The following is an 18,011-nucleotide window of genomic DNA, read 5'->3' as shown; positions in this document are numbered from 1 at the left end:
CCCTTCATACAAAAAGAGGCTCTGCCGTTAGACCTTGCATTCAAATGTCGGCCGTGGGACGATCTTATCGTCCCCGGTCGTGCCTTGTCATTGCGCGGCGAGTCGGAGCCATAGCGTACTAATCGCAAAGGAACCGGAGGGGCGCCGCCATGCGCAACGTCGCACGGAAGTTTGAAATAGCTGCTTGTTTTGTGTTGAGTGCATGCGGTCCCGCATTGTCGAGCACACAGATAAAGACGTCGTCAGATACCAACATTCTAAGCAAGCGAGACGACGGTGAGGTGTATTATCTGCCAAGGGCAGTCTTAGTCGCTCGGTTGATTGCCAGCCCAGCACGCGGGCTGCGTGTTGTGATTGACCAGCCAGAGATCGTGGCTGACACACAGAAGGTTCTAGTAACTCCTTTGCCAGCTGCACCCGGCTGCGCGGCTGCCTCAAATATAGCTGTATCAGGGCCATTCATGCTCAGTCACCGCATTAGCGGCTTTCATAAAGACACGATTACCATTGAAACTGAGCGGTCACTGCTCAAGTCTATTGGGGCTGATACCGAAGAGCAGACTACGGAGGCGTTGGCCAACCTCGCTAAATCAGTAGCCGCGTTCACTGCGGAGTCGGCGATGGATCCTGAGGAAGAGGAGCTGATAGCGGTCAGATTCGATCCCGCGGATTGTGGCGAAGTTGCTGCGGTGCAGATGGCAATACGCGACGGAATTGACCGGCTTGGTGTACCTCGCCTCCGCATGATGGCCGCTGCTGGTGGTGCAGGCTCGGCCCTAGCCAAACTGTCGCTCACGGCACCGCAGCCCTCCGACTTTACGCTGTCGTTGTCGGGATTCTCTCCATTCCGGCGCAATGGATTGGCGAAGTGTGAAGTGGGCGTTTGCGTGCCAGTGCAGGTCCCGGCATCTCTGGTAGTGAGCATGGCAGGCCGACGCCGCGAAAGCCCGATCCTACATCTACCTAACAAATCTGATCCGGTTGCGATTCCTGTTTCCCGCTCAGGATTTGCCGACGTGAAAACGACCCTGACCATTGATCGCGGTATTCTGACGAAGAGGGAGGTGGTGCGTACATCCGAGGCGGCGGCCATACTCCTCCTGCCCGCGACCTTAGTTAGCGCCTACCTTGATGAGCTTTCCTCGGTCTTCAAAAAGCGGAAGATTGCTGTCGACGACGAAATCGCTTTAAAAAAAGCTCAGGAGGACGCGAAGGAAAAAGCCGAGGCGGCTGAGCTCTTGCCGGAAACTGCTCTCCTTGAGGTTCCGGTTCCGGAGTTGTCGGTGGGAGGGGCTACCAAGCCGATCGTGACACAGGCCGCGCTCCCGCAGGGTCAGGCGCAATCCGAAAAGATTTTGGGACAGCCCGCGCGAGAAACATCTCAGGGTGACGGCCAAGCTGTTCCGAAGGTCAATCCTCCAGGAACGCCGAAGAAGCAGGACCTAGGCAAGGCAGGTATCGGAACCAATGACGCCGTGAGGAAGACGGAGGGGGCCGATGGACACTAAAGCTAGGAAGAATCGCCGCGCGGCTGGGGTGGGCATCGAGAGCGGGTTCACGGCGCTCAGGCGACCTACGGTTCACGCTCAGGAACCGATCGAGGACGATGTTGGAGGTCTTCCTGCCTCGGAAAGGCTGCGGCTCGGTCGCATGGTAGAGACGAATGGGGCGAGTTCCCTCGAGCGAGTGGAGGGCTTCGACGCATATGTCGCTAGGAACCGCGGCTTGTTTCCGGAGTCACCATTGCCACCAACGCCGATCGTTGCGCAGAGCGGATTTGCTTTGGAGAATGTGATTGGGCGCGACGAGCGCGTTTCTGTCGGCGACACAACCCGATTGCCTTGGCGGGCGATTGCCATGCTGACGATTACCTACGAGAACGGACAGCGTGCGCTTGGCACGGCTTGGTTTCTAGGACCCAGCGCACTTGGGACGGCGGGTCACAACGTGCGGCACCCACAAAAGGGTAAGGCGACAGAGATACTTGTATCCCCCGGCTACGACGGGGTGACGGCACCGTTCGGCACGTTCGCCGTAACCCGGACATATTGCGATCCCGCTTGGCTTGCGGGTTCGGACGATGCAGCGCTCGACTTTGGTGTCCTGCTAATGGACGACGCGACAATTGGTGCGCGGCTAGGGTGGTTCGGCCTGGCGAGCTACACCGACGCACAGCTCGTCCCGCTGCTTGTCAACGTGAGCGGTTATCCGATCGACCGATCCCCTCGGACCCAGTACTTCAACGGTGGGAGGGTCGAGCAGGTCAACCCGCAGTTCCTTCTCTACGAGTTCGACACAGAAGGGGGCATGAGTGGATCGCCGATCTTCGCGCTGTTTGGTGACAAGCGCGTAGCCGTAGGCATTCACACTTATGGGAGTGACCGAGTGAATCGAGCTCGACGCATTGATGACGGCTTATTCGATACTCTTATCCGCTTCATTTGACCGACCGGCTTATTCCCTAATTCAATCACAATATGAGAGTCTGCTGTCGCAAAAGGCGAGACATACGAGACGCTCTAAAATCAGCAAATTCGCGACACTGGGCGGTGGTGGCCCTACTTGGACGAAGAGTGCCGCTTTTAGCACGCACTGGTGGTCGTTCATTTTGGCGCCTACCAACAGGATCGTACCATAAGGTCGCGCTCCTGTTTTTAGGATGCAGGCATTGCTGGAAGGATGTCCTTGCTCACGACTTTCGAGAAGCTTCTCGCCTCGCGCTTCCTGGTCCCTGGCGCAGGTGGGCGCTTAGCACTGCTAATTGCGGCGATCGGGTGCGCCGGCATCATGATCGGCGTCGCGTCGTTGGTTTTAGTCGTGAGCTTCATGAATGGCGCCGAGGTCCGACTTGCAGGGCAGATCGCGTCGGCGGACGGCCACCTGTTCGTCAGTGGTCCGAGGCTTCGAATTGCTCGCCCGGGCGAGGTGCAACGGACGCTTGAATCCATTCGCGGGGTGCAGACGGCAACCGCATCGCTAGACGCTTCCGGTCTGATTACCGCTGGCGGAAGGTCGTTTGCGGCTAACCTGCAAGGTGTGCAGCCGTCGCAGATAAGCGTCAGCCCCCTGTTTAACGGCTCAGCACACAGCATTGCAGGCGCTGCTCCCACGAGCTCAGGAACCATGGCCTTGGGGAGCGATCTCGCGGACAGGCTTGGGATTGCTCCTGGCGATCACGCAGCGATAACAATGGTCCGCTTCGATCGTGATGGACTTGCTGTCGACAATCACGATCTCGCCATCTCCGGCGTCGTAAGCACGCAGGTACAGTCGTTCGACAGTCGCCGCGTCATAATGCCGATCGCCGACCTTCGAGCGATCCTGAGAAAGGACGGTGTCGCCAGCAAAATCAATGTACGACTCAGTGATCCTGAAGACCAAAATGCGGTCGTAGCGGCCATCAAGGAACGACTGGGGCCGGGCTATACGGTTGCTACCTGGCAGAGCATGAACGCAACTCTGTTCACGGCGCTGGCGCAGGAACGGCTGGCCATGACGTTGATCATATCGTTGGTAACGCTCATCGCCTTGTCGAACGTGCTGTCATCGATGGTGATGCTGGTTCGCTATAAAGTGCGCGAAATTGCTATTCTTCGGACGATGGGCATGTCGCGATACTCCACGGCGAAGGTGTTCATTGTCGTTGGCGTGACAATCGGCCTCGTCGGCGAGCTGGCTGGTTTGGCACTCGGGTTCGGTCTGAAAGCCGCCAAAGATCCGATCACCGCCGGAATTAGTGCGATGATGGATCACCCGCCTATTGAGCTCAACGTCCTGCTTTCCCTTCCCTTGGTAATCTCTCCCACCGAGATCGCCTGGATCGTAGCGCTGGTTGCGGTCGGCGTTGTGACCAGCACAATTTACCCAGCTCTACGGGCAGCTGCTGTTGATCCAGCTTCTGTCCTCAGACACACCTAGTTCCGTCGCAAAAGGCGGGACATACGAGACATCCGAAACTCAGGAGATGCGCGACGTCCTTGCCGGACGCCCATTTAGAAATTGGGCAGGGTTCCGCATCGCCAAAATCGGTCAGCTAAGGATTCCCGATTTCCCGTGTCATTTACGCCATTTCAGGACAATCGATTTAGGAACATATTTCGAGAAAACGGCCTCCGATATCGGTGGTTTTCTAAGCATTGGGCTGGGGCTTCTCGCTCCACGTTCCTCGCGAGAGCGCGGCGTGATGCGCCAGCTTCACAACTCACTACGCCAATTCGATAATGTTTCGTCCCGCGTGCTTGGCACGATAGAGGGCGGCGTCAACACGGTCAAAAATCGCCAACGACTGTTTAGGCCCACGGAAGATCGAAAGGCCTATGGATGTCGTTACCATGTTGTGCGGTGGATTGCCGGTATGGGGCAGTTGCATGTTAAGAATGCCTATTCGCAAGGCTTCAAAGAACGCAAGGGCGTCGCTCGCGCCTTGTGTCTTGCAAACGAGAAGAAATTCTTCACCACCGATCCGATAAGCCCGTCCATCCTGCGCTAAGGCACAATGGCGAAGCAATGCTCCAATTTGGCGTAAAACCATATCACCTGCCGCATGCCCGTATTGGTCGTTATATGCTTTGAAATTGTCGATATCCAGAATACCTACGGAGCGCATGAGGCCGTCGTCGGCGCCCTCTACAAATTGAGGGTACTCACTGGCATAAGCTCGACGATTTGAAATACCGCATAAAGCGTCTGTTCGGGCATATTCGGTTTCTGTAACGTCGGTGAATATCCACAATCTTGCGGCAAATGCACTTGGATCTTTCAAAGGCACACTGCGGCGTAACAACAGACGTCCGTCCTTTAATGAAATCTCATCCTGAGATGTTTCCGATGTCAGGTTGATCCGTTCTACCTCATGGACGAACGCCGCCGGGTTCAATAGCTGATCTTTAACGTAGCGCAGCAGCAACGTATCGTCCGCGACTTCCAATAAATTGGTCGGAATGCTCCAGTGCCTGGCAAATGCGGGGTTGCAGTAAACGACCTGTCGTTCGGTGTTTGTTAGCAGAACGCCATCAGGAAGCGCGTCCAAGACGCATTTGAACGTTGAGCGGTAGCTCGCCACCGGGCTACTTGGGGGGCTGCGATGCTGATCATCCGCCAAGGAATTTAAGTCCTATCCAACGCAAATAATGAGTATTATTGCATAAATTGCTTAACTTGTGTCGAAGAAACGACGGATACCTGATCCAGCAATCCAGCAATCCAGCAATCCAGCAATCCAGCAATCCAGCAACCGCATCGATTCCGTGAATGTGGATGCCTTCTCGACCGCCAATATTATCGGGAAAGACGACCCATCACACGGCAGGTAAAACTATCGGTTGATGAGCTTCTCGCGGCGATAGAAATAGCGATAGCGATAGCGATAGCGATAGCGATAGCGATAGCGATAGCGATAGCGATCAGCCAAACGGCTAGCGTTGTCCAAGGGCGATAGCCGTTCGCGTCGAGCAGAACGTCTGAAACCGACCCCGTCCATCCAGCGAGGAAAATGACCGGCAACCAAGCGATTACGGTCCAAGCTGCTACTACTGCGCAGTCAAGAACTGGCTCGAGCTCCTTCTATCTTTACCCATAACGTCAGCTTCCCAGCTTAGTTTTTCGTAACCGGCCGGTCCGGTTTCCACCACATTTCAGTCATTCCGCTGCCGCAAAATCGGTGACATGCGCGACGTCGGAAACTCATCCCTATTGCAACGCTACACAAGCCATCATCGGTCTCGAATGTGTAAACGATCTGTCGCGAAACTTAGCGAAGCCAGAAGGGATACGGGGAGGGCTAACCTCCCCGCCTTGCTTATGCTTCCTCGGTGACCTTGGTTACACGAGGTTTGCGAGGAGCCTTGGGGGAATCATCAGTAGGCCTTTTAATCGTCTGACCAGTCCTATTGCGCCCCAGGCCGATCGATTTTGCCATGGTCCGACGCGCTTCTGAATACGTTGGTGCGACCATGGGATAGTCAGCCTTCAGATTATAGCGCGCTCGGTATTCCTCGGCCGTAAGGCCATGGCCCGACAGATGGCGGCGTAACGTCTTGTATGGCTTGCCGTCGATCATCGAAATGATGTGATCGGGCGACGCCAGTGACTTACGCACCGTGACAGCAGGCTCATAAGATTGAGCAGCTTCTTCCGGGGCTGCTGAAGTAGCTGTGCCTGACAGTTGAGCGACAGCGGCATGCATTGACCGCAAAAATGCGGGCACATCCTCCGCATTCGTGCGGGTGTTAGGATTGGCCAACCACGCAGCGGTCAGTTCAGCGGCCAACTCGACCGCGTTGATATCATCGTTCATTATAATCTCTGTATCTTTAGGGGAGCATGCAACTAGGTTCAATCGCTCCGATGTTCAAGATAAACGGATATTTAACGAGGAAGCGATCCGTTTGCTAAAAGCTTACAAAATTGCCGTTTAGTGATCCATCTTGGGACGCACTGCACATAATGGGGCACGAGCTGCCCGGCGTTTGGTGCCGTGATTACAGCATATCACTCAGGGTGAGCGACCCTGCAGAGCCTATTCGCGATAGCGTTGTGTTGTGCCGACAGACAGATGCCTTGCTGGCCCCACCATCAAGCGCGGCTGTAATCCGTTTGAGGATTTCGGTATTGATCATCGGCGGGCAGCCACCTTGGCGTCCGCGACGCTTTGCCGCAGCAAGCCCAGCGATTACGCGCTCGCGCGTCAGCGCGCGCGGTGCGGATGCACCTCGTTATAATGGGCGAACCAGCCAGGAGTTGGTTGATGACACTCTGCGCATTCGGCCCGGGGTTCCCACGGACATAATCGCGCTTGAGGGTGCGAACGAACGCCTCAGCCATGCCATTCCATTGTGGACTACTGACTGGGGTCGTGCGCGGGATTAGGCCAATGCGCCGGGCGAACTCACGTGTGTTGCGAGCGATGTAGCAGCTGCCATGGCGACGGGCTTACGCAGGTAGCAAATTACCGGTGCTTCAATCGATAGTACTGATAGCGATCCGGAAAACTCGTGGATTCCCGAAGGGCGACCGCTGCCGCGTCTTCTTCGTCTGGTCGAGTAGGGCCAACAGTTCAGCGCTAATGCCGTTTTGGAAAAAATCGGCGGGATCAATCTCTATCTTTGGAAGGTTTGTCGCGTCAGTATTGAAACCGAGGCGGGACGCTGAGACAGATTATGCCAAACAGGGAAACAGAAGATCAGCATGCTCGTGTTGCCCGCGAGTTAGGCATTGATCCAAAGGCGATGCGAAATCATCCCTACGACCTTGAACTGAGAAAAAATGGTTCTTTATTGGTTCGCTGGCACGACCAAGCACCCGACGGAGTCATTCGAGAAGGCAAGCTGGGCTCATACACGACACCCATTCGGCCTGCGAATGACTCTTCACCTCAAAAGTTTGTAGAGGAAATTGTTAGACATTCTCAATCAGGTTAGAGAATGCAGAACGGTAACGACCCTCTGACCGCACCATATCTCGACATCGTTCTTTCGAGCGTAGGTCTTTCCGTCCAAAACGGCCTTTGCATCATTTGGGCACTCCAGATCGATACGCTCGACGATTTTACCATCATTACCGATAACATACACGCGATATTCAAGCATCACTGTTTTTCCGAGCCCTTTCTGGGGAGCCAACCTGAAAGATGGTCAAGTTCGCGTAAAGCGATATCGCAACCGCTACGGTTTAAAGAAATGCTCAATTGTTCAGATGTTAGCGGATGTTGCCGTCCAGTCGATTTATCCAAAGAGGTGCGTTAGCATGGTACCATGACGATAATAAGTCATTGGGGACTGCTGGTGGCAGAATTAGGAAGAAACGCGAAGTATGAACATTGATATGAGTAAGCCTGGGTAAGTATGATGAATGTGTTACATTCACTTTTAATATAACGCAATATACTCTATCGAACAATGGAACGAAATAGTCTGCTGTCAGCCACTGCGTTCTTGACAGGCATGTCTTACGTGATGCTCTCTTACGGCCTATAAACTGTATCTAGGCTCTATAGCCAGCTAGACGTATGTTCGCGTTATTGCATCCGGCCGTTGTTAATTGGGCCTATCGCATAGGCAACATGCGCTCAATCAAGTAGATCAGCCTCGTCGCTTACGATTTCCATTAACGTATTGACCATAGACGCGGTCGCAACGGTTCCACGCGCCTCGACGATCGTCATTGCCTTTAACCAGACTTGGCGGGCGGTCATCATATCTTGAGGTTACGACGGGCGAGTTCAGCCAGCAACGCTTCCGCGATCGCCGTCGGAACAGGGCATCGCCGCAAAGGCGACCCGCGGCACTTTTTCGAAGCTTCAGGCTTGGTTCTCATTCGACGTCACGAGCGCTCCCGCAAAGCCCGCTCGCGAGGGAAAGATGCAGAGCGATCCGGCGCAGGCTCAATTCGCAGAGCCCTGAATGAAGACGAAGCGGCGGGCCCAAGGGCAGGCGAGAGTCCGAAGCCGCTTATGTCGCGGTATGTTCGGCCAACTACGACTTCGCACCATTCAGGAACAGCCAGCGGACGTCAGGAAGCGGTCCTCCTCCCGCAATCACCCAAAACGAGATATTCAGGGCGTAATGCTTGCCGTGGGAAAACGGCCACTTGTTTATCATGGCCCGCCGCTTGCCGGCTTAGTCTGCGCGTCGATGATGACGGCGTAGATCTTGGCCGTAAAGCCGCCTTGGCTGCGACCAAGACTGGCAGTTAGGGCGTACCAGCTTTGTTCGACCGCCTTGCGGCTATGACGATGCTTATAAAGACTAAGTGCCATGAAGCCAGCGCAGCTAGGCTACAAACTACCTGTGCGTGTCTTTCCTATGTTAGGTTAATAACGCTATAGCGGACTTGCGATCCCCATCCATATCCGCCGAAAGGTGAGTTCGTTCGGTAAACAGGACAAAGTAGATGCCTCGGCCTGACGAAAATCCACTTGCCCGGATGGTCGAGAAGCTAGGTGAACGCGCTCGCATCCCGGACAAGGCAATTGAAGCAATTCTGCAGATGCCTTATGTGGAAAAACAGTTGCATCCAGGAAGCTTTCTCGTTCGGGAAGGTGCTTTTGCCGACAAGTGCGGCGTACTGGTGTCGGGCTTGATTGTTTACCAGAAAACAAACCGCGATGGCGATCGCCAGATTCTTTCGATTAAGATGCCCGGGGATATGTTAGGGCTGCAAAGCCTTTACCTGGATATGCCAGACTACGATATTCAAGCACTTACCCGATGCAAAACGGTCATCGTACCAAGCGATCTGTTAAAGGCTATCTCAGAGGAGTTTGTGGTTGTGCGTCATGCCATAAGCAATATCATGTTGACCGAAGCCTCCATCCTTCGCGAATTGATATTGAACATAGGCCGACGAGACGCCCGCGCCCGGCTCGCGCATTTCCTCTGCGAGTTTGCCGTTAGAATTGGCGGCACAGATAAGATCAACAATCGATCTTTTGAACTTCCTCTGACACAGGAGCAACTTGGTGATGCTCTTGGGCTTACCGCTGTTCACATAAACAGAACGCTTCAGCTCCTGACCCGAGATAGTTTGATAGCACGAGATGGAAAAAACATTCGTTTCATCGATTGGGATCGTCTACAAGATATAGCTGACTTTAGTACTCGGTACCTGCATTTTGCTAAGTAACGCTAGATGCTTCATCGGCCAGTCAATCGCTTTGGCAAGGCCTCATCAATATCGACAGTTTCCAGTACCTTGCCGTCGGGATCAGTGATTACGAAGCGATGCGCTTCAATGTCTTGCCCTGCCAGGATTGCTGCGGCCCACAGCTGCCGCGCGGCGCCGCGGGCTTATTCTCGGGCAGCGGCCAGATCAAGAAGTTCACTTCCCTCCTCATCTTCGATCCGTTGGGTCGCATCATCGAGGGCGCGCCAACCTCCCTGCCGCCGTGACCTGCATCTACGACCACCACGACGTCAGAGGAACTTTGCGGAGTTGCGCACTGTTCAACAGATATTACTAAGGCAGCTAGGGCAAGCATACCGCACTAAATACCGATCGGTGATATCTGTGGCTAGATAATACGGTGTTAAAATGAAACTTTTATAACTTGCCAGAAAAACCTGACGACCCAATTTGCAAATGATAAGTAAGAATCGCTGCCAGAAAAATTTGGGCCTATAATTTACTAAAAAATGGTACGGCGGTACACACAGTGGTAGTATGGTGGGCATGTAGAACACCCTAGAAATCACACAAGAGTCGGTTTTGCACCGCTTATATGACTTAAATTGACGATTTCCATATATCATCATTCCTTTTGAAATTTGCTAAAAATGGTTTATTGAAAACATCCGAGACGTATTGTGCGAGTCGAACGAAATATCTCTCGGGGGATATTTGCGGTGGAAAGACATCCGGCTTAGCCGAAGGCTGGCGCATCCATAGTAAGAAGTAATGCCTAAACAGTCTGTTCGCGAGGATAGATAAGTATGAGGACAGTGCTTTAGCACCCTTAATCATATCTGATCATATATAGACTTGTAATACGAAAATTGGGTATATGCCGTAAGCGACTATTTAAAAAAGATCCGTAGGATATGGGAATTCGTGTCATGGTTATACAAACGTCATTGATAAAATCCGAAGCCGACAACCTTTCTAGTGAAGCGTGTGCAATATTGATGTCAGCTCAGTTTGATGGTGATAGGTGGATCAGTTGTTCCGGTACTGCCGACGTGGTTCAAGAGCTTGTAGTCGCGAAAGCCGCTGTAAAGTATAGAGCCGGTCTTAGTATAACCGGGCGCGGGATCGTATTTCGGTATCATCTGGCGAAGGGAAATTACATGAAAGTCGCTAATTTATTGTAGTCGCCTCATGTAAAAAAAGGAGGTCAGCATGGAAGAAGAAGCGATTAGATCCGGTAATGATCGATCATCCTACTTTATTGTTGAGCTAGAAAAGCCAGGGTCTGGCCGTTTTGTGTTGTGCGAACGTGTTCAGACGTCTGATGACCCAGACTCAATCGGGGGCTTGCCACGCGAGGCAGTGTCGGATCTCTTCAAGCACGAACCGCTTCGCGCAGTGGCGCTATCAAATTCATCCAATGTACCGCGGTCCCATTTGAGCAGAGCGGTTGGACCACAGCTCTTTACGGTCAATATAAACATCAACGGATCGCTTGGCGACGGTCGGGAATAAGCAACATCCGCGCGTTCAGGCCTTGGCTGGGCGTTGAAGGTCAGCACCGATCACGACCGCTGTCATCCACGCTTGCTGCTGCGCGGGAAGCCGGCATCAGGGCTGGAGTAACGAGGCTCGCCGATGTCACCGGCTTGGGAGGACTTGGTGTACCGACGTTCCAGGCCGTTCGCCCGTGGTCGCGTTCGCTTTCTGTTAGCCAAGGCAAAGGGCTAACCGTCATGGCTGCTGCCGTTTCTGCACTTCTTGAAGCGGTCGAGCTCGACTCTGCGGAGCGCCTTTTTCCTCCGTCAGGCTCGATGATACCGTTGCGAACATTGGGTAGTGATGCACTTACAATGTGGTCGTCGGGTATCCGCAAACCCGGAGCTATAGCTCTCGACCCGGAGCAACCGAGATTATGGGTAGACGGCTATAACTTGGCTAACGGCCGCAATGCGCCGATCCCGTTCGATTTGGTTTGTTTGGATGCGACCAAACAGCCTCTGCCCGACGTTCGCCCCATGTCCGTTGGTTTGGCAACCGGGAACACGATAGAAGAGGCTTTGACTGGCGCCGTTGCGGAGGTCGTCGAGCACGATCTGGTTGCAATGTTCGATGCGCTTCTTCCGGCTCAGCGCCGCGAGATGCAGCTCGACACAGCGAGCGTAATCGATCCTTTAATCCAGACGTTGCTGTCTCGATTTGCCTCGAAAGGTTTTGCCGTACGGGTTTGGAGCATTGGACAAGGGTCAAGCGTCGCGGCGTTTCGCTGTACACTCTGGCGCGAACGCGGTCGCAGCTCCGACATGGCCCCAGTTGCGGGCTCGGGTTGTCATTCCGATCGTCGCGTGGCGCTACTGCGCGCGTTGCTCGAGGCTGCCCAGGCGCAGGCGACTTTGGTTGCGGGCGCTCGCGACGATCTTGTGCAAAGCGATTATCTAGGCGGGGCGGGTCGCCAGATGGCGCTTGTCTTGGACACGCTCTCTTTCGGACCCGGCCAACTCGCATGGGCCGATGTACGCGATCATCCACTGGGGCGTTCACACTTGGATGCACTGCTTGAATACGCCAGCCATTGTTCGGCCTTGCCAGTCATAGCGGCCAGTCACCCCCAACCGCACTCGGCACTCCACATAGTTCACGCTTTCGCCCCGGGTCTCCGTCAGGTCCAACGGCTGGTGATGAACGGCGCTGCCGAGCCGGCTGTCCGCCCCCTCCCTCAACCCGCCGTAAGGCGACGTCGGGCCGCGCTGCTCCCTGTTGTCTTCGCAGGACCTAGTCTTCCGCCTGGTTTCACCGCCCCGGGCATCGACCTACGATCGCCCGCTGTGTGTGGCGACTTGGCAATGCTTCTTGCCGACCTGCCCCCAGCGGTTGGACTGATCGATGGCTGCTTTGAGGTTGCTCCGACTGTTTGGCACAAGGAGATCCTTAACCTACTTGCGCGGGGCGTACCGGTGCTGGGTGGCGCAAGCCTTGGAGCAATCCGCGCGGCAGAGCTTGCAGCCGCAGGAATGCGAGGGATCGGTGCGATATTTGTCGGTTATGCGTCAGGCTCAATCCGCCGAGACGATGCGGTGATGATAGATCATGCGCCTGTCGAATTGGGCTATCACTCCCTCACTGTCGCGCTCGTCGACGCCGAAGCCGCGCTTTGGCAGGTTGCTATGCCCCCTTTGGAACGACGCGCGCTCCAGCGCATCGTCCGCACCGCTTCATATCACGAACGCACCTGGCACCTTTGTCTGCGCCGCCTTGCAGAACAGACAGGTCGATCGCCGACCGTGAGCGCCGCTACCTTTGGCATGGTGCCCTCGCTCAAGCGAAAGGATGCGCTTGGGCTAATCGCAGCAGTTTCAAAGGCAGCTGGCACGGGAAATTTCACGCTGCCACGGCCACCGCTCACCGCCGACTATCTTCGGATGCTTACTACGCTTCCACAAGAGCCGCCGCTAGTCCGCCGTACAAACGCTGTCGGTGTGTCGCGAGCCTGACCGGGACTGTGTCGGCAAACCATTGAAGAATGTCGTTTGTTGTTGGCGTGCGCGCAGGTTGCCACGCTGCTTGGAAGCCGTGCAGGAAAGCTGGACGAACGGCTACTGCAACACGCGCGCCCGCTTTGCCTAGCCGGCTGAGATTTGCGAGCCTTGCAGCCAAATACAGGATGCCCACCTCGCCCGACACGTCGAAATGCTCTTCGGCTTCGACAGCGTGGCCGCCGAGCGAGAGCACGACGGCGTAATCTGCGTGATAATCGGGGGGTGGAAATGGATTTAAGCGGAAAACGCGCTGCATCAACGTCTCGGCCTGCGCGAGTTCACCAAGATAACATAGTCCTGCTGCGCACGGGTTGATCGTGTCCGCGTCATGCGGCAGCGTTGAGACTGCCCGCTCGAAACCCTCCTGCGCTAAACGCCACTCGCCCTCGCGCAACCGGCACCAAGCGCGTCGCACCTGCACCTCGACGTTGTTCGGGTCGATCCTCGCAGCCTCGCCGCTATGCTCGTTGGCGCGTGCGCGAAAAGCAGCGACATCGTGCCCTGCCATCATCTGCCAAAAGTCGGTATGGTACATCCGCGCAAGCAACAGGTGCGCACCGAGATGACGAGGATCGATTTCCACCACCCGATCAAGCAGCACGCATCCGCTCCGCGCGGCCTCGAGCGTCCGCGCACTTTTTACCTTAAGCCGTGCCTCTGTGTAAAGTAGAGCCGCGTCCCGATCATTGCTCGCGCGCTGTGCCATCCGTGACGGTAGATCGCGATTGATTGAGGGCAGCACGGCGCCCACCGCACGTTCGACTACATGGTCAACGGTTGCAGCAGGGTCCGCGTTTTCAAGCCGGAGCTGCTCAGACCAGATAACAACATTCGACTGAAGGTTGCTGAGCTGCAGATTGACACGCAGACTGCTTCCCAACCGGCGAAGCCGCCCTGAAAGCATATAAACGCCAACTGCGCCGGCGCACATTATCTCCACCTGTTCGGCATTGGCGGCATTTAGCGTCACCACGCGCAGGTCGGGCAGATGGATCAATGCGACCCGGATGTCTTCTTCACAGATCACCGCCAGGTCGGCGTCTGGGCCGTCCGGATCGACCAACACTCGAGAGACAATTATGGTTAGTGGCGCAATCTGACTGCTGGGTAACTTTTCGGGTGTCAGCCACGTGACCGCGCCATCCTTGGTCGGTTCCTCGCTCCCCAGTTTGGTTAGGGCTGTAAACACTGCGCGCGTCTCGGACGATGGAACTGCTCCGAACTCGCGTCCAAGTCCTTCTTCCAGTCGTTTAAACCGGCGATGCAGGGAGGCCCGGTCATCAACAAGTCGATCTATTCGCATGCCTAGTCGCGCAATTTCTTCGTTCCACGGGTCAATCTGATCGAGGCCGCGCAGGATCATTTTGAGATCGCCGGGATCGGCACGTTCCAGCGTCTCAGTCGCTGCTTTTAGAACGATCGCTGTGATTGCTTCGTGCAGATGCGTCCGTTCGATAGAAAGCCACTCATCGTACCCAGCAGCAAGATCGTTCAAATCATCGCCGAAACCGCCGCTAACTTGGGCCATCAGGCGCGCTAATTCAGGCATGTTACGGGCCGTGGCTGCGCTCTCGATCTCGTAGAGATCAGTCGTAATCCGAAAAAGATTTATCGTAACACGATCACGATCAACGAAAAGCATCGGGCTACCTGATGCGCACCGGCGAACTTCAGCTATCGCTTGGCGCAAGCTGCCTCGAGCCTGTTCATCCGCGCGGTCGCTCCACAAAAGGTCGGCAAGCCGGTAGCGCGCTGCACTTTGTGATGGCATTACCGACAGATAGGCAAGCAGCGCGCGCGTTTTGCGGCTCCTGGGTGATATGTCCTTTCCAGCTTCGCACAAGCGAACTTCGCCGAATAGTCGGAGCAGCAACGTGGGTGTTCCGGCATCGATCACACCTTGCCTCCAAGTAGGCGGGTACGCGGCCGATCTTCTGGTCAATAGTTCAATTAGACCATCGTGCCCATATTATCATGCCTTACGCACTAACGAGCGACAAGGCGGGAATGGCATTGCCGCTCCCGCCTTATCGCTCAGACTGTATGTTGATAGGCTCAGTGAGGCCCAAGCAGCGCGACCTGGACCGGCGACAGCCGCTTCGCCGGCTGTGTGTTGCTGCTCGACGCTTGCGTTCGTAATACCTGTAGCTGACGCACATAGCCTCCATAATCTGACATATTACCGATCAGCAGATTTACACGGATGCGTTTACCCTCAAAACCCGCGGGCAGTGGAGGTAAATCGCGCAGGCGCCGCATCGTAACTAGTGCAGCGCGCTTTAGTTCGGAGTTTCGACCGTCAATTATCACGTCGGTGGCTTGACCGGTCTCGCTTCTCTTAAATGTGGCGGTGATGAGCCCATCGGTAGAGCCGGCTGGCATTTCGATGTTCGCATCCAGCTTCATACTTACCTGCTTCACCCAGTCGTCGATGGGGGTCTGTGAGACGGCAGGTGCGACTGGAAAAAGTACCGCAACGGCGGCAGCAAGCTTACCAAAAATGGACTTCATTTCCCTGATCCTCAGCTTTTCTCCTGACGTCGATCGTCCGGGTGAAGCGCTTGTGCATTCGCACGCGTGAGCCGAGGCGAGGCTTGCTCGTAAAAAAATCGTGAATAATTCGTGAAACTCAATTTCTGTATCCTAGCCCTGGAAATCGTCGTGTGTGATAGACTCGGGTGTGCGCGGCGCTTCAGGTGGGTGCCATATGCGTCGGCATCGGGATCAACTTGGCCATCTTGCGGGGGTTCTGGGTGTGGCGGCTAGGAAGAGCTCGTCTCTGGTGCCGCTGGGATCTCGCAGCGCAATCGATCCAGTTTCAGGATGCGCTTGAGATACACAAACAGCATCTCCACCTTCTTTCGCTGGCGACGGGAGGCTGCGGGCCAGGTCACCCGCGCCCTCGTGGATGGAGCCAGCGACCTTCCGGGCCGGCATGTTGGCCGTGCCGCGTTGCCCCAGGTTGCAGCTGGTGCAGTCCTGCTGGCGGACGCGATAAAGGATGAAGCCATACTGACCGACATCGCCGCGGGCATGCATAAAATGCGGTTGCGGGGACGCAGGCGGTTGAGCGACGATCTTGTTGATGGCGAGTTCACCTTCGCCTAATCAGCCTACACACGCGAGTTCGGTGAGAATTCACCCTGCCTTTACCAAAGAAGGCTTTGAGAGATTCGAAGCATCATCAACAGGGTAGAATACTGAAAGCCAAACCTCGCGATTAACACGCTTTAAACCCTATCAAGTCGTAGTTTATAAAAGGATTTACTGCATAAGTGTCCATGTCGAAAGACAGACGCTTTCTTAACTAGGGAGGTTCACATGCGCTACTGGCCTATCGGTAAGCCCGTCCGGGGTTGATATATTTAACGATATGGTGTACTATCATTCTTCTCGATAACGTGTTTTGCAGGGCATCATGCAATGCGTTAATGGAGGAATGGTAAGCCTCATAAAAGCTGAACTTAAAAATACCCGGCTTTCTAAGCCGGGTATTTTTTCGCGCTTAAGACCTTGTCGTATTGTTCACAGTCGTCAGAACGGGTTGTCGCCTCGAAGATGATCGGCGACACCCTTTCGAAGCCCAACACTTGCTTCTCCTTTGACGTCACGAGCGCTCCTGCAAAGCCGGCTCGCAAGGGCAGGAGGCAGAGCGGTCCGACGCAGGCTCAATCCGCAGAGTCCCTAAAACGATGAAGCGGCAGGCGCAGAGGTAGGCGAGAGCCTGAGACCGCTAATGCCGCGGTATGTTCAGCCAACTACGATGCCGCACCATTCAGGAGTGGCGAGCGGGCGTCAGGAAGCGGCACTTCCGCAGTCGCCCAATTGCGGCCATTCCGCTTACGCCAAAACACAGAAGTGCAGTCGGCAGTAGTGATGGTAGCTCAAATAACTATAGGTAAGAAAAACCGACCGATGCTGATCAAAGGCGGACTCACTCACATCTGCAGCAGATTATGACGGTTCTCATCTATCGATCCTGAATAGAAGGTCGACGGCAGGGCTGAAGCAGTGCAGCACGGTAAGAACCACCACGCACGCCATAAAAGAGTTAGTAGTAAATGTTCCAGCCGAGGGGTAGACCAGCCTCCTCAAGATCCCGCAGACCAGCCATATTGGTGCGGCGAATGATGAATCGATTAATAGCGCCCACCCTAGACTGGCCAGAATATGCGTTTCAGCACAACCGATTGAGGAATCGCACGTACTCAACAGGTTCCCCATCAGTACAATACTGCCAATGCCAGACGCAAGAAGCCCGACCGTAAGACAGCCAAACGGCCAAGCTTTTAGTAGGTGGGGAAAAAGCGGCTCTTCGCTCATGCTGCAACCTTAGGTGTAGCGGCTTGCAATGATGATCGCCCGGAACTCAGGTATATGGTCCGGACACGAAAAACTGCGCACTGTCGATGTCCATTGGGCCAAAATCTCTCCCAGCACTCGAGCGGATGGGCAACGACCAAGCCGTTAGCATTTCAGGTATTGCACCAATCCCACTGCCTCAAAAAGCGTTCGATTCATCGCGCTGAAGTCAAAGCCTGACTGTCCGTTCATGTTAATGAAATATTAAAATTACAACACTGGCGGCGCCGAAGGGCGGCATTTTAACCAGCAAACAAGGGGACCGAAAATGCGTTATTGGATCTTCGACAAGCCAAACAAGTAATTGGCTCGCCCGGCTTGCAAAAGCCGGGCGTTTTATATGTTAAACCGCAGCAGGTGTGAATACGTTACTGATGCGAATTTGCGTGGCTGGCAGTACCTCCGTCTTCAGGCATCGTAGCCCTTCCTGGTCAGGTCGGGCGGTTTGATTATTAAGTCTCCTGCTACAGTTGTTGCCTGCGCGTAGGTTTT

General features: G+C 54.9%; 10 protein-coding genes and 2 pseudogenes. 6 read left to right on the top strand and 6 right to left on the bottom strand.

Going from position 1 to position 18,011, the window contains the following annotated elements; translation table 11 throughout:
- Positions 1–149: 149 nt before the first annotated feature.
- The 3 genes from C8J24_RS03240 (at position 150) to C8J24_RS03230 (ending at position 3,918) form a co-directional block, all read left to right on the top strand.
- On the top strand, positions 150–1,508 hold the full coding sequence (locus tag C8J24_RS03240) for a hypothetical protein (RefSeq protein ID WP_146163627.1): 1,359 nt from the start codon (positions 150–152) through the stop codon (positions 1,506–1,508).
- 217 nt (positions 1,509–1,725) lie between these two features.
- Complete coding sequence (locus C8J24_RS03235) at positions 1,726–2,445, top strand: trypsin-like serine peptidase (RefSeq protein WP_167396684.1); 720 nt, start codon at positions 1,726–1,728, stop codon at positions 2,443–2,445.
- Between the two features lie 240 nt (positions 2,446–2,685).
- Positions 2,686–3,918: an ABC transporter permease gene (locus C8J24_RS03230; RefSeq protein WP_167396683.1), complete on the top strand. Its 1,233-nt coding sequence runs from the start codon at positions 2,686–2,688 to the stop codon at positions 3,916–3,918.
- A gap of 286 nt (positions 3,919–4,204) precedes the next feature.
- Here the strand turns inward: C8J24_RS03230 and C8J24_RS03225 are convergent, their stop codons facing one another.
- From C8J24_RS03225 to C8J24_RS03215, 3 genes and pseudogenes are all read right to left on the bottom strand, one after another.
- Positions 4,205–5,101: a sensor domain-containing diguanylate cyclase gene (locus tag C8J24_RS03225; protein ID WP_107930249.1), complete on the bottom strand. Its 897-nt coding sequence runs from the start codon at positions 5,099–5,101 to the stop codon at positions 4,205–4,207.
- Between the two features lie 696 nt (positions 5,102–5,797).
- Positions 5,798–6,295 carry a Ros/MucR family transcriptional regulator gene (locus C8J24_RS03220; protein ID WP_107930246.1) on the bottom strand — a complete coding sequence of 166 codons (498 nt, stop codon included), beginning with the start codon at positions 6,293–6,295 and terminating at the stop codon, positions 5,798–5,800.
- A gap of 390 nt (positions 6,296–6,685) precedes the next feature.
- Positions 6,686–6,921 (bottom strand): annotated as a pseudogene (locus C8J24_RS03215) (integrase core domain-containing protein); the annotation flags it as partial.
- Positions 6,922–8,889: 1,968 nt separating this feature from the next.
- Between C8J24_RS03215 and C8J24_RS03210 the strand changes: the two are divergent.
- The 3 genes from C8J24_RS03210 (at position 8,890) to C8J24_RS03205 (ending at position 13,112) form a co-directional block, all read left to right on the top strand.
- The gene (locus C8J24_RS03210; protein ID WP_107930242.1) at positions 8,890–9,621 is read left to right on the top strand and encodes a Crp/Fnr family transcriptional regulator; all 732 of its coding nucleotides are present in this window, start codon (positions 8,890–8,892) and stop codon (positions 9,619–9,621) included.
- Between the two features lie 98 nt (positions 9,622–9,719).
- Positions 9,720–9,887: a hypothetical protein gene (locus C8J24_RS17475; RefSeq protein WP_167396682.1), complete on the top strand. Its 168-nt coding sequence runs from the start codon at positions 9,720–9,722 to the stop codon at positions 9,885–9,887.
- Positions 9,888–11,027: 1,140 nt separating this feature from the next.
- On the top strand, positions 11,028–13,112 hold the full coding sequence (locus tag C8J24_RS03205; RefSeq protein ID WP_338110799.1) for a YcaO-like family protein: 2,085 nt from the start codon (positions 11,028–11,030) through the stop codon (positions 13,110–13,112).
- Here the strand turns inward: C8J24_RS03205 and C8J24_RS03200 are convergent.
- The 3 genes and pseudogenes from C8J24_RS03200 to C8J24_RS17795 form a co-directional block, all read right to left on the bottom strand.
- Complete coding sequence (locus C8J24_RS03200; protein ID WP_146163624.1) at positions 13,048–15,054, bottom strand: BTAD domain-containing putative transcriptional regulator; 2,007 nt, start codon at positions 15,052–15,054, stop codon at positions 13,048–13,050. The genes C8J24_RS03205 and C8J24_RS03200 overlap by 65 nt on opposite strands.
- Before the next feature lie 158 nt (positions 15,055–15,212).
- Complete coding sequence (locus C8J24_RS03195; protein WP_107930235.1) at positions 15,213–15,668, bottom strand: hypothetical protein; 456 nt, start codon at positions 15,666–15,668, stop codon at positions 15,213–15,215.
- Positions 15,669–15,849: 181 nt separating this feature from the next.
- Positions 15,850–16,222: pseudogene (locus C8J24_RS17795) on the bottom strand (IS5/IS1182 family transposase); the annotation flags it as partial.
- Between the last annotated feature and the right edge of the window lie 1,789 nt (positions 16,223–18,011).

The organism is Sphingomonas aerolata (assembly GCF_003046295.1).
Classification (GTDB): domain Bacteria; phylum Pseudomonadota; class Alphaproteobacteria; order Sphingomonadales; family Sphingomonadaceae; genus Sphingomonas; species Sphingomonas aerolata.
The sequence above is the reverse complement of the archived record's forward strand: the minus strand, read 5'-3'. Positions and strand labels throughout refer to the sequence as shown.